This is a genomic window from Mesorhizobium sp. M0518 (assembly GCF_040321125.1).
In the GTDB taxonomy this organism is placed as follows: domain Bacteria; phylum Pseudomonadota; class Alphaproteobacteria; order Rhizobiales; family Rhizobiaceae; genus Mesorhizobium.
In genome coordinates, this window is record NZ_JAMYQY010000033.1 from 1 (window position 1) to 22,285 (window position 22,285).

A 22,285-nucleotide genomic window follows, 5' to 3' on the forward strand; every position below is an offset into this window, starting at 1 on the left:
CGGCGCCTTTTGGGGCTCGGGTTTGGGCCTCCCCCGCGTGATTTGGGGGGGGCCCCCCCGGGGGCCCTTTAAATGGGTGGTGGGCTTGGCCCCGCGGGGGGGGGCTCCCCCCGCCCCCAACCGCATAGGCGCCCTCCGGGTTGAGCGAAAGCGGGATGGTGGGCGGCCCGACGCGGCCGCGCTGCGCCTCGCCTTGCGAGACCAGGCCTTCCTGCTCGAGCGAGCGGACGATAACCGATGCCGTCTGCGCCGAGAGGCCGGTTTTTTCGCCGATTTCCATCCGCGAAATGCCTTCGTTCTGAAGCAGCAGCGACAGCACCAGCCGCTCATTGTAGCTGCGGACGCTCAACGCATTCAGCCCGCTCGCGCGATCGGCGATGCGCAATGGATTGGGTGGTGCGAACCTCATGTCAGGCAAGGGTCGCCCCGTCGGTTGGAGCTCGTTGCCCGGTGGCTTTAGTGTTGCTCATGTCGAGCGGCTCCAGCCGATGGCATCGACCGCGCGGGCAAGTGCGGTGCCCAGCAATCTGTGCGCCTCGGCATCGATGTGAAAGCCGTCCGCTTCGCTGCACGACACCACCGAGCCGGCATCGAAAAAGTGGAGTTCGAGCGAGTCCGCCAGAACCTCGAACTCGAGCGCGAGCAGGCGCGATTTCTCCGGCGCACCGGCGAAGATGGACTTCCATTCCTTGACGTCGTCCTGCATCGGCGGCGGCGCCACGATCATGATCTCGGGCGTCGAGCCGCCTGGCCCAGGCGCCAGCTCCTTGATGTCATAGACGAGGCAGCCGATCCCCATCGCCACTTCCGACGGCGGCTTGTTGAAGCGGATCTTCAGGTCGTTGGTGCCGAGCATGATGATGACGAGGTCGAGCGTCGCATGGCTCTGCAGGCAGGGGCGAAGATAGGTTCTGCCGTTTTTGTGGGCGCCCTCGATCGGGTCGTCGTGGACGGTGGTGCGGCCGCTCAATCCTTCCTCGATGACATACCAGTCGGGGCCTAGCTGAGAACGCAATATTCCCGGCCAGCGTTCACCCGGCCCATAGCGCTCGAGCGGCCCCCTGCCGGGGATCTGGCCGTGCGTGTTGGAGTCGCCGTAGCACAAGACTGATCGCATGTTTTTCCCGCCGGGACTGACAGCGCGCCGAAGCCGGCGAGCGCCATTCATGATGGATAGCGGAGCGGTGAAAGGCAAGCAAGGGAATAGTCATTCAACATGACTAACTATTGACAGGGCGAATCCGCTGTGCTTCTAAAGTGCCGGAGGAGTTCTCAACCGTCACCATCGTCCAGCCCGGGTTGGGCCTCGACACGCATGTGTTCGGGGACGGGAGAATCGCGTGCATCGGTCGGTTTGCGACGACGAGCATGCATCGGGAGAGCGTCTCGCGGCAGTACACATTCGTACGGCCGGCCATACGAATTCGTAGGCCGGGACAACCACAAGGAGGAGAGTTGAATGTTAGGATTGCTGAAAACCGTCGGCCTGGGGATGCTAGTTGCGTCCACGCTTGCCGTGACGTCCCTGGCGCATGCGGAAGACATCAAGCTGATGGACGGCGTCGCGCCGCGCCCCGACGACACGCGCATGACCGCGGCCGGTGCGTTCAAGAAGGACCCGCCCTGGGTCATCGGAATGAGCGACTTCGGCGTCAACGCAAACACGTGGACGGTACAGGTGGCGCATGAGGCGGAGAATGCCGCGGCCAAGGACAAGCGCATCTCGAAATTCATCCTGCTCGATGCCGGCTTCGACCAGAAGAAGCAGGTGGCGGATATCGAGGACCTGATTGCGCAGCATGTCGACGCGATCATCGTGCAGCCGGTGACCAGCACATCGGCGAATGCCAGCATCGCCAAGGCGGTCGCCGCCGGCATTCCCGTCATTCTCCACACCGGTCGCATCGATTCCGACGCCTACACCACCGAAATCCAGGGCGGCGCCGAGCATTTCGGCAAGGTGATGGGCGACTGGCTGGTCAAGACCGTCGGCGACAACGGCAAGATCTGGGTCCTGCGTGGCCTGGCCGGACATCCGGAAGACACCAACCGCTACAACGGACTCCTGGAGTCGCTCAAGGGCACGCATGTGCAGATCATCGCCGAGGAGCATGGTGACTGGCAGTACGACAAGGCCAAGAAGCTGTGCGAGACGCTTTATCTGAACAACCCACAGGTTGACGGCATCTGGTCGTCCGGCGCTGACATGACGCGCGCCTGCGTCGATGTCTTCAAGCAGTTCGGCACGCCCGTTCCGCCGATTTCGGGCGAGGGCAACAATGGCTATTTCGGCCAGTGGATCACGGACGGGTTCAAGTCGATCTCGCCGGAATACAGCCCCGCCCAAGGTGCGGCCGGCGTGCGCGCCGCTGTTGCCCTTCTGGAAGGCAAGCAGCTCTACAAACGCTATGTCTATAATCCCGACGGATGGGACCAGGACAAGGCCAAAAAATACTATCGCGACGACCTGACCGCCAATGTCTGGTGGCCGAGCGAACTGCCCGAGGACAAGCTCAAGGAATATTACGGCAAGAAGTGACGGCGCCGTGGCTGGCGGGGAGTGGACAAGCATTCCCCGCAGGCCGTTCCATGTGTTGAATTTGGTTCGTTCGAGGGTTTCGTGACCAATCTTATCGAGATGTCCCACATTTCGAAGGCATTCGGAGGGAGCAAGGCGCTCCATTCCGTTTCCCTCGATCTCAAGGCGGGCAGCGTCCACGCCCTGATGGGCGAGAACGGCGCCGGCAAATCGACGTTGATGAAGATCCTGGCGGGCGTGCATCAGCCCGATTCCGGCGAGATCTTCATGAACGGGGAGAAGCTCGATCTGAAATCGCCGCGCGCCGCACTCGATGCCGGCATTTCGACCGTTTTCCAGGAGCATTCGCTGCTGCCCAATCTGTCGATCGCCGAAAACATGTTTCTGGGCCGGGAGCCGACGACCCGGTTCGGCTCGATCGATTATCGGGCGATGAAAAGCCAGACCGCCAAGGCGCTTGGCGAACTCGGCCTCACGCTCGACCCGTCGCAACTCGTTTCCAACCTGACCATAGCCGAGCGGCAATTCGTCGAGATCGCGCATTGCATCCAGGCGGACGCCAGCGTGCTTATCCTCGACGAGCCGACGGCTGCTCTCAACGCGGCCGATGTCGATGTGCTCAACCGCAACATCCGCCGGCTGCGCGATAAGGGAAAAGCCATCGTCTACATCTCGCATCGCATGGAGGAGATCTTCGAGCTGTGCGACACGGTGACGGTGCTGAAGGACGGCGCACTGGTCGGCACCAGGATGGTGTCCGAGATCACCACCGACGACCTCATCGCCATGATGGTCGGACGCGAACTCCAGGACCTTTTTCCCGATCGCACGGGCGATAAGGGTGATGAGATCCTGCGAGTCGAGAACCTCAGAATCACCGACACATCGCGGCCGCTGTCGCTGTCTTTGCACAAGGGTGAGATCGTAGCCCTGGCCGGACTGGAGGGGCAGGGCCAGCAGCGCTTCCTGAGATCGCTGATCGGCCGCTATCATCCCTCCGCCGGGACGATTTCCGTCAACGGCAAAGCGCTGAAAATGCCGCTCCCGGCATCATCAGGCGTTCGCCATTTGCAGCAGCTGAGGGTCGGCTTCGTTCCCGAGGACCGCAAGGAGGAGGGGCTCTTCCTCGCTTTGCCGATCGCCCACAACATCGCCATCGGATTGCATTCGAGGCGATTCGAACTCGCGCCGGCGCAGCCGTATCGAAACGTCATCGCCCGCATGATGGAGGTCATGAACATAAAGGCGGCAGGGCCGTCCGCGCCGGTCGGCTCCCTGTCGGGCGGCAACCAGCAAAAGGTTCTCCTCGGCCGCTACCTGGCCGCCGATCTCGATCTTCTGCTGGTCGAGGAGCCGACCCGCGGCGTCGACATCGGCGCCAAGTCCGAGATCTACCACCTGCTGCGCGACTTTACCGCCAAGGGCGGCGCCGTGCTGGTGCTGTCGCGCGAGACGATCGAGTTGATCGGGCTCTGCGATCGCATCTACGTCGTCCACGACGACACCATCGTTGCCGAAATGCCGGCGGCGCAGGCGACGGAACACAAGATCCTCGACGCGGCCCTGACGGGCGGCTCCGCGCGCCAGCACTAGGGGGGCTGCCATGGTTCGCTCGCTGTTCAACATCCTGAGTGGCCGGAACACGCGGCAAGGCCTGTGGGGCCTGCCACTGCTGGTCGCCTTGTTCATTTCGCTGTGGCTGACCGTCGAGACGACACAATTTGCCACGGCCGAAAACCTCTTCAACCTGGTGGCCCAGGCAATGCCGCTGATCATCGCGGCCATCGGACAGTTGGTGGTCGTGCTCATCGGCGGGCTCGATCTGTCGGTCGGCTCCGTCATCAGCTTCACCACGGCGGTGCTGGCGCTCGATCAGCCGGCTGTCGTGCTGATCCCGGCGGTCTTCGTGCTGGCGGCACTCATCGGGCTGATCAACGGCCTGGCGATCACCCGTTTCAACGTCCATCCGATCATCGCGACGCTGTCGACGCAGTACATCGTGCTCGGCATCACGCGCATCCTGCGTCCTGTGTCCGGCGGTACGGTGCCGGAGATCGTCATCGATGCCGTCTCAGGCAGTTTCCTCGGCGTTCCCTATCCGGTTTTCTGGGGCATCGTCGTGATCCTGGCAGCGTGGAAACTGCTCTACGGATCGCGATACGGGCTGCATCTGTTTGCGATTGGCGGCGGCATTGCTTCGGGCGCTGAAAGTGCTGCCCGCAATTTCGGCGTCTCCGACCGTCGCAACATCATCCTCGCCTATGTGGTCTGTTCCTGTTTCGCGGCCGTTGCCGGTGTCTTCCTGGCCGGGCGCATCGTGTCGGGCGATCCGAATGTCGGGCTGCTTTTCGAACTCGACACCGTCACCGCCGTCGCCCTTGGAGGCACCCAGCTCTCCGGCAGCATAGGCAGCCTGCACGGCACGGTGATCGGCGCGCTGGTCATGGCGCTGCTGGCCAATGGCATGAACCTCGCCAACGTCTCCCCCTTTGTCCAGACCGCGATCAAGGGCGGCATCCTGCTGGCGGTGGTCGGGCTGCAATCCCGCAAGAAGATGGGGCTCTAAAAGATGGCTGCCGTTCTCGCAAATCCGATCGCCCGGCGCCTGCTGCGCATACCGCCGTCCTATTTTGTCTTTCTCGTGCTGCTGGCGACGCTGTGGATCGCGCGACCGAACATGCTCAACCTCAACATCATGGGTATCTTCGTCAGGCAGATCGTCCCGCTCGGCATCCTGGTGCTGGGGCAGCTCGTCGTCATGCGGGTGAAGTCGATCGACCTCTCCGGCGGCGGCATCATCCTGCTCATCAACTATTTCATCTCGTCGGGCACTTTCCCCGGCGCGTCGATGCCTTTCTTCGTCGTGCTGGCGCTCGCCACCGGCCTCGTCATCGGCCTGTTCAACGGCTTCATGATAGGGAGCCGGCGGGTGTCGGCTGTCATCGTCACGCTGGCGGTCAGCATCATCCTGGTAGGGCTGGTGCAGTTCCTGTCGAGCGGCAATCCGCCCGGCGATGTGCCGAAGCTGTTCAACGACCTCTACAACACGAAATTCCTGTCGGTTCCGACGCCGGTGCTGTTCTGGGTCCTGCTGACCGCTTCGGTGTGGCTGCTTCTGTCGCGGACCGTCTTTGGCCGCTACGTCGCCTCGGTCGGGGAGAATGCCGAAGCCGCGCATTTTTCCGGCGTGCCGGTCCAGCGCACGGTCATCCTGGCGCATACGCTCGCCGGCCTGATCGCGGCGATCGCGGCCCTGGTGCAGACCGGTTCGATCGCCGTCGGCAGCGTCCGTGTCGGCCTCGACCTGCCGATCCTGGCGGTCGCGGCAACGATCCTCGGCGGCGTCGTCTTCGGTCGTGGCGACGGCGGCGTCTGGGGGCCCTTCTTCGGGGCGCTGTGCTTTGCGCTGCTGTTCGTGGTGATGACGGTGCTCGGCATCGACGAGCCCGGCAAGCTCATCGCGCAGGGCGTCATCATCCTCGGCGCGGCGATCTTCTACGGAGTGCGCGTGCGAAACCCCTGACTTAAGACGGCGAAAAGCAAGTGCGCCGGCGTTCAGACAATTGCAAACAGATGGAGAAACATGGATGTCACCGCCAAAAAACATCATGTGCTACGGCGACTCGCTGACCTGGGGCTGGGTTCCGGTCAAGGAGGGGTCGCCGACCTACCGCTACCCCTATGACCAGCGCTGGACCGGTGTGATGTCGGCGGCGCTGGGGGCGGGCTACCATATCATCGAAGAAGGCCTGAGCGCGCGCACCACCTGTCTCGACGACCCCAACGATCCGCGCCTGAACGGGGCCAATTATCTGCCCTCGGCCATCGCCAGCCATCTGCCGCTGGACCTGGTCATTGTCATGCTCGGCACCAACGACACCAAGTCTTATTTCCGCCGGACGCCTTATGAGATCGCCAATGGAATGGCGAAACTGGTCGGGCAGATCCTGACCAGTGCCGGCGGCATCGGCACGCCTTATCCGGCGCCGAAGGCGCTGGTCATTGCGCCGCCGCCGCTGACCCCGATGCCCGATCCGTGGTTCGAGGGCATGTTCGGCGGCGGGCACGAAAAATCCAGGGATCTGGCCAGGCAGTACAAGGCGATGGCGGATTTCATGAAGATCGACTTCCTCAATGCCGGCGATTACCTCACCACGGACGGTGTCGACGGAATTCATTTCACCGCCGCAAACAACGCCGATCTGGGACGCGCGGTGGCCGGCAAGGTCAAGTCGATCCTCGAGCCGGGCCAGGTCAGCACCGCCGCTTGAAGCCGCCACGCCCGTCGGCTTGCGGCACACAGGCCCACGGCGCAGGTGTATCGCAGGTTCCTCCGGCGATGCACATCGATGCGGGGCCGAACGATGCGTTTGGCCCCGTATTGATATGGCGCCCTGCGCCGGCAGATGTGCGTCGATCTAGGGGCTTGGCCTCGGAGCTACGTCATCGGCGGACGCTTTGGTTTGGCGGTCGAAAACGACCGCCAGACCGTTCTTCACGGCAAGCGAGGCGACCATGTCGTCGAGTTCGCGGTCGGGAATGACGGGTTTGAGGACCTGCCGGATGGCCCGATAGGCCTGCTCGGTCGACACATAGCCGTATCGTTTTTTGCGCGCTTCCACATATTGCTCGATGAGAATGCCCAATCGGCGGGCGGCGATGTCATCTGGTTGCTGCAAGGGAGCCTCCTCAAGCGTCGATCGTTTGCAGACCCCAGAGATGTAAAAACCCACGCCGCGAAAGTTAAGGCCTGCTGTCGGCCTGAAGCTCAAAAAAATCTGCTGCCTCATTCGACGAATTGCGCCGCAGCGTGACATCGTGCCCGAACTGGTACCTCGCTGCCGCAAGGAGCAGGTCAATTTGGCTGGTCCGTTCCGAATCCCGATCAAAGCGTGTATTCACAACAGCTCCGACAGAACGGCCATGAAGTGGTCGTTCTCCGCAGCCGAGCCGATGCTGACGCGCACATAGGTGTCAAAACCCTGCTGCTTCCACGGCTTGACGATGACGCCTTGCCGCAACAGGCTTTCGACGAACACGGAAGCATCTCGCCGGCAGTTGAAGAACAGGAAGTTGCCCCTGGAGGCGGCGACGTCGAGGCCCTTGCTCGCCAGAAAAGTCTCGACGCGTTTTCTCTCCGCCCTGGCCAGCGCGACGACCCTGGCGAGGTGTTCGTCGTCGGCCAGCGCCGCGAGTGCGGCGGCTTGGGCCATGCCGTTGGCGTTGAAAGGCGTGCGGACGCGGTCGAGCAGCGCGCGCAGCTCCGGGTCACCGACGATGCCGAAGCCGATCCGCAATCCGGCCAGACCGAACGCCTTGGAAAAGGTCCGCAGCACGATCCAGGGCCGGTCCAGCTTTTCGAGATAGGGCAGGGACGACGCATAGTCGTCGCCCTCGGCATATTCGGCATAGGCTTCGTCGATGACGATCAGCGTCTCGTCGCTCGTCGCATCCAGAACCCTCGACAGATCGCCGCCGGAGAGCCAGCTGCCGACCGGGTTCATCGGGTTCGAGAACAGCAGCATGCGCGGCCGCTCGCGCGCCGCCTCGACCAGCGCATCGACATTAATGGTCAGATCGTCGTTGACGACAACGCGCTTGACGGTAGCGCCCATCAACGTCGCGTAGTCCTCATGCAGCGGAAACGACGGATAGAGCGTGACGACCGCGTCGCCCGGCCGCAACACGGCACGGCTGATGACGGAGAGAAGGTCTTCGGAACCGTTGCCGAGGATAATCTGGTCCTCGGTGACGGCATATTTGTCGCCGATCGCCTGGCGCAGCTTGCGCCCGGCAGGGTCCGGATAGAGGCGGAACATCTCGGAGCCGGCATGCATCGTCGTGGCGAGGGTCGGGCTGGGCCCGAGCGGGTTTTCGTTCGAGCACAGTTTGGCGATTCTGGCCGGTGCGTATCGCTCCATGACCTCGTCAATTGTCAGCCCGGAATTGTAGGGCGACAGGCGGTTGACTTCGGTACGGACCATATCCGAGGCTTTCGACAAGGGCGGGCTCCTCTGCGGTGGATTTCGTCATCCGTACCGTAGCCCAAACAGTTTGTATATGCTTGTATATGCAACTTGATCTGATAGTCTCGACGCTGAAGCGGAAACCGACACCGATCAGGAGGATCACATGCGCAACGCTTCTCTCTTCGATCTCTCCGGCAGGAAGGCGCTTGTCACCGGTGCAAGCCGGGGCATCGGGCGCAGCATCGCCGAGGCGCTGAGTGCTGCCGGCGCAGACGTCGCGGTCACGGCGCGCAGCCTGGCCTCGCTGGAGGCCACCACGGCAGCCATCCGCGCCGCCGGCGGAGTGGCGCACGCCATCGCTCTCGACGTCACCGATGTCGGCCGCTGCCGGGCAGCAACCGCAGAGGCTGCCAGCCTGCTTGGCGGTCTCGACATTCTCGTCAACAATGCCGGCGTGGAGGAGGTGCGGCCCTCGCTCGATGTCGACGAGGCGCTGTGGGACAGGATCGTCGACACGAATCTCAAGGGAGCGTTCTTCTGCGCCCAGGCCGCCGCGCGGCAGATGCGCGACGCCGGACGCCCTGGTGCCATCATCAATCTGTGCTCGCTGACATCCGAAGTCGGAATCCCCACCGCGGTGCCGTATGGCTCGTCGAAGTCGGGCCTGCTCGGCATGACCCGCGCCCTTGCGGCGGAGTGGGCGGAGCTTGGCATAAGGGTCAACGCCATCGCGCCGGGCTATTTCAGGACGGCGATGACCGACGTTTTTTACAGCGACGAGGCATGGCAGCACTCCATGCTGGCCAAGATCCCGCAGCGGCGTTTCGGTGATCTCCACGACTTGCACGGCATCGCCGTGTTCCTCGCTTCGGATGCGGCTGCCTACATAACCGGCCAGTCCATTCCGGTCGATGGCGGCTTTCTCGCCTCGATCTGATGAGGCAGGTTTGCCTCCGCAGTTTCGACGGGAAGGATGATGGAAAAATTGCTGGCGACCATCATACATACATGTATATACTTTTGCCTGAGTGAAGCCTCTCGACGGCTTTGATCCTTGCCCCGGTCGGCTTGTCGACCCGCAGAACTATGGCCATCCACGGGCCAACCGTCATTGCGTTCCAAGAGTTCCAGGAGACGAGCAATCATGTCCGACATCAGCTTCCACGATCTGTCATCCATCGATGCCGACCAGCGCGCCAGTCTGCTGAAGCGCGCCGAGGCCGATCTGACGGTCTTCGTTGAGAAGGTCCGGCCGATCATCCAGGCCGTCAAGGACGAAGGCGACGCCGCCTTGATCCGCTTCGCCGGGGAACTCGACAAGGCCAATGTCGCCGAGGGCGAACTGCAGGTGTCGGAAGCCGAGTTCGATGCGGCGTTCGACAAGGTGGAAAGGGACGTCGTCGAGAGCATCCAGTTCGGCATCGACAACATCAGGCGCTTCCATGAGGAGCAGAAGCCGGAGACGATGTGGCTCAAGGAAGTCCGGCCGGGCGCCTATGCCGGGGACAGGTACACGCCCATCGCATCCGTTGCGCTCTACGTGCCGCGCGGCAAGGGCGCTTTCCCGTCGGTGACGATGATGACGTCGGTGCCGGCGGTGATTGCCGGCGTGCCGCAGATTGCCATCGTGACGCCGCCGACATCGGATGGTTCGGTGGACGCGGCAACGCTCGTCGCCGCGCGTCTCGCCGGCGTGGGCACGGTCTACAAATGCGGCGGCGCCCAGGCAGTTGCCGCCGTCGCTTACGGCACCGAGACGGTGAAGCCCGCACTCAAGATCGTCGGTCCCGGCAGCCCGTGGGTGGTGGCGGCCAAGAGCGTGCTGTCATCGGTCATCAACACAGGCCTTCCGGCGGGCCCGTCGGAAGCGATTATCTTTGCCGATGACAGCGTCGACGGCGGGCTTGCCGCGCTCGACCTGTTGATCGAAGCCGAGCACGGGCCAGATTCCTCGGCCTATCTGGTGACGCACAGCCGCAAGATCGCAGAAGCAGCACTCGCCGCACTTCCCGAGCATTGGTCGCGGATGACCGAGCAGCGTGTGGAGTTTTCGCGCGCGGTGCTGACCGGCAAGCGCGGCGGCATCGTGCTGACCGCATCGCTGGAAGACAGCTACCGCTTCATCAACGACTATGCGCCCGAACATCTCGAGATCCTGTCGACGGAGCCGTTCGCCCATCTCGGACGCATCACCGAGGCGGCCGAAATCCTCATGGGACCGCATACGCCGGTGACCCTTGCCAACTTCGTCCTTGGACCCAATGCAGTGCTGCCGACCAGCCGGTGGGCGCGGACCTACGGCCCGCTTTCGGTGACGGATTTCGTCAAGCGCTCGTCGGTCGGCTATGTCACCTCGGCGGCCTATCCGGAACTCGCTCTGCATGCCCGCAGGCTTGCCCGCTATGAGGGCTTCAGTTCGCACGAGAACGCGGTCTCGGAAATCCGCGACCGCTATCTCGCCGGCTGAGCGGAAACGATCGCGATGAGGGCTGCTCGACTGTATCAACCTGGTGACCTGCGTGTCGAGGACATCGCTCCGCCAGGCGCGCCGGATCCGGGCTGGGTGAAGCTGAGGGTCGATGCCGCCGGCATCTGTGGTTCTGATCTGCACAATTTCCGCACGGGGCAATGGATAAGCCGGTCGCCGTCGACGGCCGGCCATGAACTGGCCGGCACGGTGACCGCCATCGGCGCAGGCGTTGATAGCGTCGCCGTCGGTGACAGGGTGGTTGCCGATTCACGGTTCTGGTGCGGAGACTGCGCGCAATGTCATGCCGGCAGGCGGCATCTCTGTGCGTCGCTGGGCTTTGTGGGGGAGATCTGCGACGGTGGGTTTGCCGAACAGGCGGTGCTGCCCGCACGGCTCTTGCATATCATCGATGCCGGGCTCGACGAGCGGGTCGCGGCGATGGCCGAGCCGCTGGCGGTGGCGTTGCATGCGGTGCGGCGGCTGCCGAAAACGGCAGGCGCGGTGCTGGTCGTCGGCTGCGGGCCCATCGGCGGTCTTGCCGCGCTGCTGCTGTCGCGGACCTTCGCCGGCATCGTGCTCGTCGCCGACCGCAACCAGAGCCGCTGCGCCCGGGTGGCGCGGGTGACGGGTGCCACGATGGTCGATCTGAACCGGGATGCCGTTGCCGCCGCAACCGCCAATGCCCCGCTGCTCGCGGCCATTGAGGCGACCGGCAGCGTCGCGGCGCTCAACCAGTTGCTTGGCGTTCTCGATCCCGGCGGCACGATCGCCATGGTGGGCATCTTTCACGGCCGCCTCAACATTGATCCCAATACGCTGGTCGAACGCGAAATCGGGTTGCTGGGATGCCACGCCTTTGCCGATGAGCTGCCCGAGGCCGTGCGGATGCTAGGTGAGCTCAGCGAACCGCTGTTGGCGCTGATCGACCAGGAGATTGGCCTGGATGACATTCCGGCTGCCTATGAGCGGCTGTTGGCGGGACACAGCGACGGCTTGAAAACAATCATCCGCATGCGGCAACCTGTCGAGCGGTCGTGATTTCCGATGAATCGCCGGAAAGGACTTTGGAAATGGTCACTTTGCCTGACACGGCCAGCCCTCTCTACGAGAAGGTGAAGGACTACATCCTGGCCAACATCGGAACGGGCCGGTGGGGCAAGGATCGCAAGCTGCCGTCCGAGAATGAGTTGGTGGCTTCACTCGGCGTGTCGCGGATGACGGTTCACCGGGCGCTCAGAGAGTTGACCTCGGCCGGGTTCCTGATCCGTCTGCAAGGTGTGGGAACTTTCATCGCGCCACCGCGGCCGCAATCGACACTGATCGAGATCAACAACATCGCAGCCGAGATCGTCGAGCGCGGCAACAGGCATCGTTCCGAAGTCCTCGTCCTCGAAACCATCATGCCGACAAAGGAGCTGGCGCTGTCGTTCGAGTTCGCAAAGCGCGTCCCGATCTATCATTCTGTCGTCGTCAATTTCGAGAATGATTTGCCGGTGCAACTGGAAGAGCGCTTCGTCAATCCGAGCCTCATCCCCGACTATGACAAGCAGGATTTTTCGAAGACGGCGACCTATGACTACCTCATGCAGAAAACCCCGGTGACCGAGGTCGAGCATATCATTTCCGCCATCCCGGCGGATGCCGAGACGGCGCGGCATCTGGGCATCGATGTCGGCGCCTGCTGCCTCTTCCTGCACCGCCGGACATGGACAGGCGCGGTGGTGGCGACGATCAGCAAGCTGACTTATGCCGGCAGCCGCTACTCGCTCGGCAGCCGCTATTCACCTTCAAAAAGCAGCTAACGGAAGCAGGTCGAATGCAAGTCGGAGCGGCCCCGCTGCCAATGTATATACATGTATCGATGAAAACGGTTTCGCCCTCGGCGAACGAACTGGCTGGAAGGAGCGACAGATGACGCCGGCACTGAGCCGCACGGCGCGGATCCGGGCACTCGCGCAGCATGATGTTGCCGAAGCACAAAGCGCGCTGGCGGCATTGCTGGGCGACCTGTTCGCGATGACCCCCCGCAATGTGCGCATCAACTTCGACAAGTACAGCCTCAATTCGTTGAACGGCTTCTTCGAGGACGATGGCAAGGCCTACTTCTTCAAGTTCCATCAGGAGGAGCGGGAAGAGGCGATGACGGGCGAGTATTACCGCGCCGAGATTCTGTCGCGCGCCGGCCTGCCGGTCGACCAACCCGTGCATATGTCTGCCCAACCAGGCGAGCAGATCCTTGTCTATCGCCGCCGCACGGATCCAAGATTTTCGGATGTGCTGTTCGCGCTGGATGGGCAGGACGATGCCTGCAAGCGGCAAGAAGCCGTTCTTGCCGAGCGCGACCTGTCGGCCAGGCTGCTCAAGGTCTATCTCGAGACGCTGCATCCCGTCACTGTCGAGGACGTGGCGGCGGAGCCGATCCACAGGCTGTTTCATGAGCGGCTGATCGATGCCGAGACACGCTTGTCACCAGGCGGAAGGCTGGCCGATTTCTATGTCGGCAAGCCGTTCGTCTTTCCCGGTGCCGAGCTGGATTGGGATCGGTTTTCCCGGCTGAAATTCGTCATCAACGACCAGCAGTACACCGACAGCATCGGTGAGCTTTTCGATGCCGCGGCTGTGCGCTTACGGCCCGACCGCCTTGCCGATGCCGGCGGCGTGGTCGCGCATGGCGACGCCCACAACGCCAATGTCTGGTACACGGCGAAGGGGGGGAGGGCGGAGCTGTCCTTCTTCGATCCCGCCTTTGCCGGCTCGCACATCCCGACGCTGCTGGCCGAGGTGAAGGCGACGTTCCACAACATCTTCGCCCACCCGTTCTGGCTCTATGATCCGGCGACCGCGACAGAGGCTTTTCGCGCCCAGGCGCGGCTGGACGGAAATCTGCTCCATGTCGACACGGACTGGGACCTGAGCCTCGTCCGCCGCGACCTGCTGGAGGTCAAGGCGACAGCGCTGTGGCGGCCATTGCTGCTGGAGCTCAAACGGCGCGGCATGCTGCCGGCCGATTGGCGCGCGGTGCTGCGAGCCGGTCTTTTCCTGTCGCCGACGCTGGTTATGAACCTGCGGGCTGGCGCGCGCAGCCACACGCCGGTCTCCTCCCTCATTGCCTTCTCAGTCGCGGTCATGGTCGGCAGCGAACCCGTTGCCGGAGCCGATCGGGTGACAGGTTTCCTCGACCGGATCGATCCGGCCAAGGTGGGAAATTGAGTCTTTCCAACTTGTATATGCATGTATGTATTTTAGCCTTGACATCCGCTCCCGCTGACGCTGAAATATCCTCGCACTTCACCATGAAGTGGCAGGTAAGACGCCGAGGCACAGTGCCGCAAGAGCAGAAACCCGCAGTCTCACCAGACCGGCTACCTCAGCTAGAAAAAGCGGTCTGATCATCAAGGGGAACAAAGATGATGCGTAACCTAACAGGACAGTTTCGCGCGCTCGTGATGGCCGCCGCCATCGGACTCGCCGCCGCCCCGGCAGCCTACGCGGCCGATGCGGCCATTCCCACCACGCCCGAGGCAGGAGCGTTCAAGATCGGCATCGAGCCCTGGCTCGGCTATGGCCAGTGGCATGTCGCCGAGGCCAAGGGTCTGTTCAAGACAAACGGGCTGAGCGACGTCCAGATCGTCAACTTCGCCGAGGACAAGGACATCAATGCAGCACTTGCAAGCGGCCAGCTCGACGCCGCCAACATCGCCACCCACACGGCGATGGGCATGGTTGCGGCCGGCCTGCCGGTGAAGATCGTGCTGCTGCTCGACGTCTCCATGACCGCCGACGCCATCATCGCCGGCAAGGACGTCACCTCCATCGCGGACCTTAAGGGCAAGCAGGTCGCCTTCGAGGAAGGCACGACGAGCGACATCCTGCTCAAATACGCGCTCGCCAGGAACGGCATGTCGATCGACGATGTGAAGCCGGTCCCGATGCCGGCGTCCGATGCCGGCAGCGCCTTGATCGCCGGTCAGGTGCCGGTCGCGGTGACTTATGAACCGTACCTCACCGTCGCCATGGCGCAGAACAAGGACCTCAAGCTTCTGTTCACCGCCGGCGAGGATCCCGGCCTGATCAGCGACGTGCTGGTGGTGCGTGACGAGGTGATCAAGTCGCGGCCCGGCCAGGTGCTGGCCATGATCAAGAGCTGGGACGCAGCGCTCAAGGACTACAATGCTGATACGCCCGGCGGCCGCGCCATCATCGCCAAGGCTGTCGGTTCGGACGTCAAGGACCTCAACACCGCCTTTGACGGCGTGCGCTACTACTCGCTGGCCGAAAACAAGACGGCGCTCACCGGCGACTTCACCACCAAGACCTTCGCCGATGTCGAAGCCGCCGCCAAGAACGCCAAGCTGCTGCAGGCCGATGTGACGCCGGAGCAGATGATCGACCCGTCCTTCGTCAAGGCGGCGGAATGATCAAGGCCGGATCGCGGTGGTGACACAGATGCCCGGGGAGCGACCGGCGCCAGGACCGATCGCGAAACAGGCGAGGCGCCGCCGATCCTCCGGGATCGGCGTGCCCATCGCCAGGTCGCGCTTTCTGATCATCGCGGTGGCCGTGTTCGTTGGGCTGGGCCTTGCCTGGTGGGCGGCGACCGGACTGGGGTTGGTAAAGCCGATCTTCCTGCCTTCGCCGGGCAGCGTCGCGACGCAGATCGCCAAGCTCGCTGCCGACGGCACGTTGTGGCTGGACCTCAAAGCCTCGATGTATCGCATCTCCATCGGCTTCCTCATCGCCTCGGTACTGTCGATACCGATCGGCGTTCTGATTGGCAGTTTCCGTTCTTGGGAAGCGGCCATCGAGCCGCTGGTTGATTTCATCCGCTACATGCCGGTCGTCGCTTTCGTGCCGCTCTCCATTCTTTGGGCCGGCACCGGAGATTCGCAGAAGTTCCTGATCATCTTCATCGGCACCTTCTTCCAGCAGGTCCTTATGATCATGGACAACGTCAAACGGGTTCCCACCGATTTCATCGGCCTTGGGCGCACACTCGGCCTGCCGGATCGCAAGATCCTGACGCGCATCGTCGTCCCCAGCGCCTTGCCGGGTATCTGGGATACGCTGCGCATCAGCCTGGGCTGGGCATGGACCTGGCTGGTGCTGGCCGAACTTGTCGCCGCGACTTCGGGGCTCGGCTATCGCATCACCGTGTCGCAGCGCTATTTCCAGACCAACACGATCATCGGCTACATCCTGCTGCTTGGCCTGCTTGGCCTCATCACCGACCAGGTGATGAAGGCGCTGGAGAAGGTGCTGTTCAAGCAAGAGGGCCGCTCGCAATGAGGTCCAGCCGATGAGTTTCCCCAAATTGCGGATCGCCGGCCTCCGCAAGAGCTTCGGCACGGGCGAACGGCGCACGGAAGTGCTGCGCGATATCAACCTCGATCTTGCCGACAACGAGTTTGTGTCCCTGGTCGGTACGTCGGGCTGCGGCAAGAGCACGCTGCTGTCGATCGTTGCCGGACTGCAGGACTTCGACGCGGGCGATCTCAGCATCGACGGCGCGCCGATCCTGCAGCCGGGTCTCGACCGTGGCGTCGTCTTCCAGTCCTACACGCTGCTTCCCTGGCTGACGGCGCGGCAGAACATCGAGTTTGCCCTCAAGGCCGCCGGCTACGATCGCCCGACCTGCCGCAGGATCGCGCTGGAGCATCTCGAACTCGTCAAGCTGTCCGACAGCGCCGACCGCTACCCGGCCGAACTCTCGGGCGGCATGAAACAGCGCGTCGCCATTGCGCGCGCGCTTTCCTACCGGCCCAAGATGCTGTTGATGGACGAGCCCTTCGGCGCGCTCGATGCCTTGACCCGGCACCAGATGCAGGAACTGCTCACCCAGATCTGGGAGGAACACAGGTTGACCGTCCTGTTTGTCACCCATGATGTGGAGGAGGCCGTCTATCTGTCGGACCGCATCGTCGTCATGGGCATCGGCCCGGGCCGCATCACCCAGACCTTCAACGTCGATATCGAGCGCCCGCGCCGCGAAGAGGTGATGGAAAGCCCTGCATTCATGGATCTGCAGCGCGGCGTGCACAAGGCCATCCGCGAGGGTTCAAAACGCTCCGAAATGGCGTAGGCGCTTGTGGTAGGCCCAATCATGCCGGACGAGGCTAGCACCCGGCGATACGCAAACGACGGCCGGACAGCATGCAAGCCGCCTGTCCGGCCGGAACTCCAACTGCTACGCAGGTATCAGGACGGCGATACGATGCACGCCGACCTCTTTGCTTGTATTCGTCGCCTCGTCGGTCTTGCCCTTGGCGCAGGTGTACATGTCACCCGTCTTGAGCTTGAATTCCTTGTCTGCCTTCTTGATGGTGAACGCGCCTGAAGTGATGGTGCATACCATGTCGTTGTCCATCATCATCGCGGAAGCGTGCGCTCCGGGCTGAAACACCACATCGACGATCGCGATGCTCTTGTAAGCGGCGATGTCGGAGTCGCCGGTGCCGACCTCCACCACCCTTACACCGGGCGCAATCTCCTTGCCTTCCTTCGGGCCGTATTTCTTGACCTTCGCGGATGCCGCCAGGGTGAACAGAGGCGTAATCGCGGCGGCCGTCACACCGAGAGCAATTGCAGACCTGCGATTTATGGTTTTCATTGCATCCTCCCATTGGTTGGTCACGCACGAAGGTGCATGGCCATTGTATATTAGCACAAACTCATGTCCTTGTATGCGAAATGGCGCAAAAGCAGGACACGAGGCCGTGCGAAGGACCGGAACATCATGGCGAGCCAGGTTCGGGCAGGGCAATCCGACATATCGGCAGACATCGCGGTTGCCTTTCAGTCCGTCGCGTAGACGGTGGGCGCCTTGCCGTCCTTGGTGAAGGCGTAGACGATGAACGGGCCGGCCTTCTCGCCACCCATGCCGGGAGCGCCGGTCGGCATGCCGGCTAGCGTGATGCCGGTGATGGCGGGCCGCTCCGTCAGCAGTTTCTTGACGATATCGACCGGCACCAAGCCATCGACGACATAGCCGTCGACCATCAGCGTGTGGCAGCCTTCGAGGTCGGCCGGCACGCCGGCATCGCTGCTGATCTGGGACAGGTTGTTGACCGGCTTGATGTCGACCTTGAAGCCGTTGTGTTCCAGATAGTTGGCATAGGATTCGCAGCAGCTGCATTGCGGGTTCTTGTACATCACCGCGTTGATGGTCGCCGCGACAGCTGGCAGCGGCATGGCGATCGCGACCGCTAAGGCGGCGAGGGAGTAAGTCAGTTTCATCGCAGTTCTCCTTGTTGTCTTGACGTTGTTTGACGAGAAAATCAGGTCACTCGAAACACCGTCATGAGGCCGGCCATCTGGTGGTCGGCGACATGGCAGTGCAGCATCCAGTCGCCTGGATTGTCGGCGACGAAAGCGCATTCGATCGTGTCCTTGGGGGCGAGCAGCACCGTGTCCTGCCATTGCCGGTGCGTCACCGGCGAACCGTTGCGCGCAAGCACCAGCATGCTGAAGCCGTGGATGTGCATCGGGTGCCACCAGGCGGTTTCGTTGCGCATGGTGAGATGACAGGTTGCGCCGCGCGGCAAGGTGAACTGCGGCGCCATGCCGGCGTGGCCGTCACCGGTCATCGACATGCCGTTGATCGCCCAGGCCGCGCCACCCTTCATGCCGGGTGTCGCCATGCCCATCATGCCGCCGACGCCGGCGAGCTTGCCGCCACCCATCATGCCGCCCTGCAGGACGATCTCCTGACGTTCGGCGCTTGCGAGATCGGGTTGCTGCAACGGGTTGCGCGGCAGGCCAAGCGGCGTGTCGAGAGGATGGGTCCGAAGCGGCGATGCGCTGTCATAGGCAAGCGTGGTCAGCGTATAGGCGAGACCGTCATAGAAGTCGTCGATCACCGCGTAACGCTTGCCCGGGTCGCCCTGCGTGTCGATCATGACATCGATGCGCATGGCGGGTGCCAGAACAAGACGGCCGTCATCCGGTTCGTGCGGATCACAGGGCTGGCCGTCGATCGCCACGACGACCGGGCGGTGGCCTTCGAAGCGCAACGCCATGATGCGGGCGAGCGAGGCATTGGCCAGCCGCAGCCTGACGCGTTCGCCCGCCCTTGCGCTCTGGTCGGCCGGCGCCGTGCCGTTGATGGTGACGACGTTGCCGACGCGGCCGGACATCGCCGCGTCCATCGCGCTGCCGAAGCCGAGGGCCATCTGCCCGTCGTCGGCAAGCCGCCAGTCCTGCAGCAACCACAGGAGGTCGCGGTCGACGGCGACAGGTTCGGTCTCCTCGACAACGAGGACGCCGGCCAGCCCGCGGCCGAGCTGCACGAGGCTGTTGGCATGCGGATGGTACCAGAAGGTGCCGGCGTCGGGCGGCGTGAATTCATAGACGCAATCTGTCCCCGGCTTGATCGGCGGCTGTGTCAGGCCGGGCACGCCGTCCATGGCGTTTTGCAGGCGGATGCCATGCCAGTGGACTGTCGTGTCCTCGTTCAATCCGTTCTCGACGACGATACGGGCGGGCTGGCCTTGGCGTAAGCGCAGCACCGGGCCTGGGACCGTCCCATCATAGGTCCAGACAGGCGTAAGCGGACCGCTAGCGCCGGTGAACATGGCCTGGCCCGGCGCCATCCTTATGCGGCGCTCATCGACGGCGGATGCCATCGACGATACGGGGCGCACTACGGTGGCCGCCGCAACGCCCGCCGCCGCGAGGACAAACCTGCGGCGTGAAATGGAATGACTGAAATCGATACTCACTCTCAAGCCCTTTGCGATCTCGATCGACGGCGAGCCTCTCGACGTCGAGTTGCCGTGTGCTCGCCGGCGCAAAGCGCCAGCGGTAATCAAACGCCAGAAGTCAGCCGCGAGGCGGCTGAAACTGCGTCAGACGAGATCGGTGGATTTGGGAGGGAATGGGTCGGGCAAGGAACTTCGCCCATGAAGGAACGGGGTCGGCAGTGCCGACGGCAGCGATGCCCGGGTCAAAGTCATCGCCGCGAACTCGAGCGGCAACACCGCGAGCACCGGTGCGACGCAGGTCGGCGGACAATGCATCGATTTGCCACTGTCGGCGGCGCCCTTGAGGCACGCGCTACAATCGCCATTCATGGCGGTGTCGGCCATCCTGGCCATGCCGGTGCCGGCAGGCATGCCGCTGCCAGTCGTCATCATCATCTTCGCCGACATGACGCTCGCCTGAGCGGCAGACAGGCTGAACCCGGCGGTCAGGAATACCGCGAGCAGCATGACAAGAATATGTTTTGGCGACCGGCGTGCCATCATCCGTCTAGGCTGGCCTCAAAAGATGGCTTTTGCAAGCTGGATTCCAATGCTGCGACAATCCCGGCATCGCATCGCGCCTGCCGCTAAAACCGAGCTGCCGCGGGCCTTCGGGCTGCTGTTGAGCCGCTCAAAAACCCTGGCTGTGCCGCCAGCAGGCGATCCGGTGGCCGTGCGCGACCTCGTTAGCGGGCGACTCTGCCTTTCTGCAGTCGGGCAGGACCAGCGGGCAGCGGTCGGCGAAGGAGCATCCCGTGTTCGGGATGCCGGTGGCCTCTGTCTCGACCGAAGCGGAAAGCTTTGGCGCGGCCTCATCGGAAGATGCCGCCAGAAGCAGTGCGGTGTAGGGGTGGTTCGGGCCGCGAAAGATCTGGTCGGATGAGCCTGTCTCGACCAAGCGGCCGCGATAGAGCACGCCAATTCTGTCGGCCATGTAGCGCACCACCCTGAGGTCGTGGCTGATGAACAGATAGGTGGTGTCCTTGTCGCGCTGCAGGTCGTTGAGCAGGTTGAGCACTGTCGCCTGGACCGAGACGTCGAGTGCGGAGGTGGGTTCGTCGAGCACGACGACCTTCGGCACGCCGGCGAAGGCGCGCGCGATCGCCGCCCGTTGCCGTTGTCCGCCGGAAAGCGACCGCGATTTCTGCTCGGCCGTGGCGCCGGCGAGGCGGACCGATTGCAGCAGGTCGCTGACGCGCGCTCTCACCTCACTGCCGCGCAGCCCGGCGAGCCGCCGCAACGGGCGGCCAAGGATCCTGCCGATCCGCTGGCGCGGGTTGAGCGTGCGATCCGGCGACTGGAAGACCATCTGCACGTCGCGGCGTTCGGCAAGGTTTCTCTTCTCGACGCGCGGCGCGACCGTTCTGCCGAACAGCTCGACCGATCCGGCGCTGGGCGTCTGCAGGCCGGTGACGATGCGTGCCAGGGTCGACTTGCCGGAACCGGACTCGCCGATCAGCCCGAAGGTTTCGCCTTGGCCGATGTCGAGATCGATGCCGTGCAGCACTGGCTGGCTGCCGAAGGCATGACTGATGCCTTTGCAGGCGATCGCGATCCGGCGTTCTTTTGGCAAGCCGGCGTCTTCGCCTTGGGCTGTGGGGTGCGCTGGCATGCCGTCCGTCTCCGCCAGTCTTCCGTCCCGCTTGGTGTAGTTGAGCGCCGGGATCGAGGCGATGAGCGCCTTTGTGTAGGCATGAGAGGGGTTGTCGAATACATCGCCGACGGCGCCGCTCTCGACCACCGTGCCCTCCTGCATTACCGCCACACGGTCGCAGGAGCAGCGGATCATATGGATGTCGTGGCTGATCAGCAGGATGCTGGTTTTGTGATCCTTGCGAAGGTCATGCAGGATGGCGATGATCTCGGACTGGACGCTGGCATCGAGCGCCGTCGTTGGCTCGTCCAGCACCAGCAGCGACGGATCGAGCGCAATCGCAATGGCGATGTTGGCGCGCTGCTGCATGCCACCGGACAATTCGTGCGGATAGAGATCCAGCACACGCTCCGGATGGCCGACGCGGACCCGTCCGAGCAGTTCCGCGGCACGCTCGCGCGCCTCGTCGGGGCGAACCGGGCGGTGCCGCATGATCGTTTCGGTGATCTGCCGGCCGATCGTCATGCTCGGATTGAGGGCCGCGCCCGGATGCTGGTAGACGGCGGCGATGTGATTTCCCCGGAGCTGGCGCAGCTGCTCGGCGGAGAGGTCGCGGATTTCCCGGCCCTGGAATTCGAGCGCTGACACCGCCATGCGGGCATTCTTCGGCAGATAGCGCAGGATGGCGAGCGCCACCGAGCTTTTCCCAGATCCCGACTCGCCGACCAGGCCGAGCGCTTCGCCTTCGCCTATATGCAGCGACACGCCGCTGACGGCGGGATGCGATCCCTTGTGCCCGTCATAGGCGATGGACAGCTGGTCGACGTTCAGAACCGAGGAGGACATGGGGACTTGAAACCACTTTCTTCGCGGGCTGCGATCGAGGGCAATCGCTTCCGCTTTCGCAACGCATTATCTCTATAAAATTACTCGGATTAAGCCGGAGCGCAATCTACCTTTCTCGGATCAGCAGAG

The 22,285-nt window shown here is 63.3% G+C and carries 22 protein-coding genes; 13 read left to right on the forward strand and 9 right to left on the reverse strand.

Annotation, left to right across the window (positions count from 1 at the left end; translation table 11 throughout):
• Together NKI66_RS30235 and NKI66_RS30240 are read right to left on the reverse strand one after the other, a co-directional pair.
• On the reverse strand, window positions 1–409 hold a 409-nt coding region (locus NKI66_RS30235; protein WP_352753816.1), incomplete at its 3' end, for a helix-turn-helix domain-containing protein.
• A gap of 57 nt (window positions 410–466) precedes the next feature.
• Window positions 467–1,117 (reverse strand): SGNH/GDSL hydrolase family protein, encoded by a 651-nt coding sequence (locus tag NKI66_RS30240; protein ID WP_023809404.1) that lies wholly within the window; start codon window positions 1,115–1,117, stop codon window positions 467–469.
• Between the two features lie 342 nt (window positions 1,118–1,459).
• Here NKI66_RS30240 and NKI66_RS30245 point away from each other — a divergent pair, with 342 nt between their 5' ends.
• The 5 genes from NKI66_RS30245 to NKI66_RS30265 all read left to right on the forward strand — a co-directional run bounded on the left by NKI66_RS30245 (window position 1,460) and on the right by NKI66_RS30265 (window position 6,810).
• Entirely contained in the window at window positions 1,460–2,539 is a 1,080-nt protein-coding gene (locus NKI66_RS30245; protein WP_023809403.1) for a substrate-binding domain-containing protein, read from the forward strand.
• An 81-nt stretch (window positions 2,540–2,620) separates the two neighbouring features.
• Window positions 2,621–4,132: a sugar ABC transporter ATP-binding protein gene (locus NKI66_RS30250; RefSeq protein WP_023809402.1), complete on the forward strand. Its 1,512-nt coding sequence runs from the start codon at window positions 2,621–2,623 to the stop codon at window positions 4,130–4,132.
• A gap of 10 nt (window positions 4,133–4,142) precedes the next feature.
• Window positions 4,143–5,105, forward strand: a complete 963-nt coding sequence (locus NKI66_RS30255; RefSeq protein WP_023809401.1) for an ABC transporter permease — start codon at window positions 4,143–4,145, stop codon at window positions 5,103–5,105.
• A 3-nt stretch (window positions 5,106–5,108) separates the two neighbouring features.
• Complete coding sequence (locus tag NKI66_RS30260) at window positions 5,109–6,062, forward strand: ABC transporter permease (RefSeq protein ID WP_023809400.1); 954 nt, start codon at window positions 5,109–5,111, stop codon at window positions 6,060–6,062.
• A gap of 64 nt (window positions 6,063–6,126) precedes the next feature.
• Window positions 6,127–6,810, forward strand: coding sequence for an SGNH/GDSL hydrolase family protein (locus tag NKI66_RS30265; protein ID WP_023809399.1), 684 nt, complete (start codon window positions 6,127–6,129; stop codon window positions 6,808–6,810).
• A gap of 147 nt (window positions 6,811–6,957) precedes the next feature.
• Here the strand turns inward: NKI66_RS30265 and NKI66_RS30270 are convergent, their stop codons facing one another.
• On the reverse strand, window positions 6,958–7,329 hold the full coding sequence (locus NKI66_RS30270) for a hypothetical protein (protein WP_245273087.1): 372 nt from the start codon (window positions 7,327–7,329) through the stop codon (window positions 6,958–6,960).
• 108 nt (window positions 7,330–7,437) lie between these two features.
• Window positions 7,438–8,541 (reverse strand): histidinol-phosphate transaminase, encoded by a 1,104-nt coding sequence (locus tag NKI66_RS30275; protein ID WP_023809397.1) that lies wholly within the window; start codon window positions 8,539–8,541, stop codon window positions 7,438–7,440.
• 130 nt (window positions 8,542–8,671) lie between these two features.
• Between NKI66_RS30275 and NKI66_RS30280 the strand changes: the two genes are divergently transcribed.
• From NKI66_RS30280 to NKI66_RS30315, 8 genes are all read left to right on the forward strand, one after another.
• Window positions 8,672–9,445 carry an SDR family NAD(P)-dependent oxidoreductase gene (locus tag NKI66_RS30280; protein WP_023809396.1) on the forward strand — a complete coding sequence of 258 codons (774 nt, stop codon included), beginning with the start codon at window positions 8,672–8,674 and terminating at the stop codon, window positions 9,443–9,445.
• Between the two features lie 207 nt (window positions 9,446–9,652).
• A complete protein-coding gene (hisD, locus tag NKI66_RS30285) occupies window positions 9,653–10,975 on the forward strand; it encodes a histidinol dehydrogenase (protein ID WP_023809395.1) in 1,323 nt (440 codons plus the stop codon).
• A gap of 15 nt (window positions 10,976–10,990) precedes the next feature.
• The gene (locus tag NKI66_RS30290; RefSeq protein ID WP_023809394.1) at window positions 10,991–12,016 is read left to right on the forward strand and encodes a zinc-dependent alcohol dehydrogenase; all 1,026 of its coding nucleotides are present in this window, start codon (window positions 10,991–10,993) and stop codon (window positions 12,014–12,016) included.
• 32 nt (window positions 12,017–12,048) lie between these two features.
• Window positions 12,049–12,780, forward strand: coding sequence for a histidine utilization transcriptional repressor HutC (hutC, locus tag NKI66_RS30295; protein ID WP_023809393.1), 732 nt, complete (start codon window positions 12,049–12,051; stop codon window positions 12,778–12,780).
• A 109-nt stretch (window positions 12,781–12,889) separates the two neighbouring features.
• Window positions 12,890–14,188, forward strand: coding sequence for a hypothetical protein (locus NKI66_RS30300; RefSeq protein ID WP_352753811.1), 1,299 nt, complete (start codon window positions 12,890–12,892; stop codon window positions 14,186–14,188).
• Between the two features lie 200 nt (window positions 14,189–14,388).
• Complete coding sequence (locus NKI66_RS30305) at window positions 14,389–15,396, forward strand: ABC transporter substrate-binding protein (RefSeq protein ID WP_031212560.1); 1,008 nt, start codon at window positions 14,389–14,391, stop codon at window positions 15,394–15,396.
• A gap of 100 nt (window positions 15,397–15,496) precedes the next feature.
• On the forward strand, window positions 15,497–16,264 hold the full coding sequence (locus NKI66_RS30310; protein ID WP_031212557.1) for an ABC transporter permease: 768 nt from the start codon (window positions 15,497–15,499) through the stop codon (window positions 16,262–16,264).
• 10 nt (window positions 16,265–16,274) lie between these two features.
• A complete protein-coding gene (locus NKI66_RS30315) occupies window positions 16,275–17,057 on the forward strand; it encodes an ABC transporter ATP-binding protein (protein ID WP_352753812.1) in 783 nt (260 codons plus the stop codon).
• A gap of 105 nt (window positions 17,058–17,162) precedes the next feature.
• On the opposite strand, the gene NKI66_RS30320 is transcribed toward NKI66_RS30315, so the two are convergent.
• The 5 genes from NKI66_RS30320 to NKI66_RS30340 form a co-directional block, all read right to left on the reverse strand.
• Window positions 17,163–17,585 carry a hypothetical protein gene (locus tag NKI66_RS30320; protein ID WP_023809388.1) on the reverse strand — a complete coding sequence of 141 codons (423 nt, stop codon included), beginning with the start codon at window positions 17,583–17,585 and terminating at the stop codon, window positions 17,163–17,165.
• 185 nt (window positions 17,586–17,770) lie between these two features.
• Window positions 17,771–18,211, reverse strand: coding sequence for a DUF411 domain-containing protein (locus NKI66_RS30325; RefSeq protein ID WP_023809387.1), 441 nt, complete (start codon window positions 18,209–18,211; stop codon window positions 17,771–17,773).
• Between the two features lie 41 nt (window positions 18,212–18,252).
• Window positions 18,253–19,599 (reverse strand): multicopper oxidase family protein, encoded by a 1,347-nt coding sequence (locus NKI66_RS30330; protein WP_245273082.1) that lies wholly within the window; start codon window positions 19,597–19,599, stop codon window positions 18,253–18,255.
• 222 nt (window positions 19,600–19,821) lie between these two features.
• Entirely contained in the window at window positions 19,822–20,184 is a 363-nt protein-coding gene (locus NKI66_RS30335) for a hypothetical protein (protein ID WP_245273081.1), read from the reverse strand.
• 163 nt (window positions 20,185–20,347) lie between these two features.
• Entirely contained in the window at window positions 20,348–22,156 is a 1,809-nt protein-coding gene (locus NKI66_RS30340) for a dipeptide ABC transporter ATP-binding protein (protein ID WP_352753813.1), read from the reverse strand.
• Window positions 22,157–22,285 lie beyond the last annotated feature (129 nt).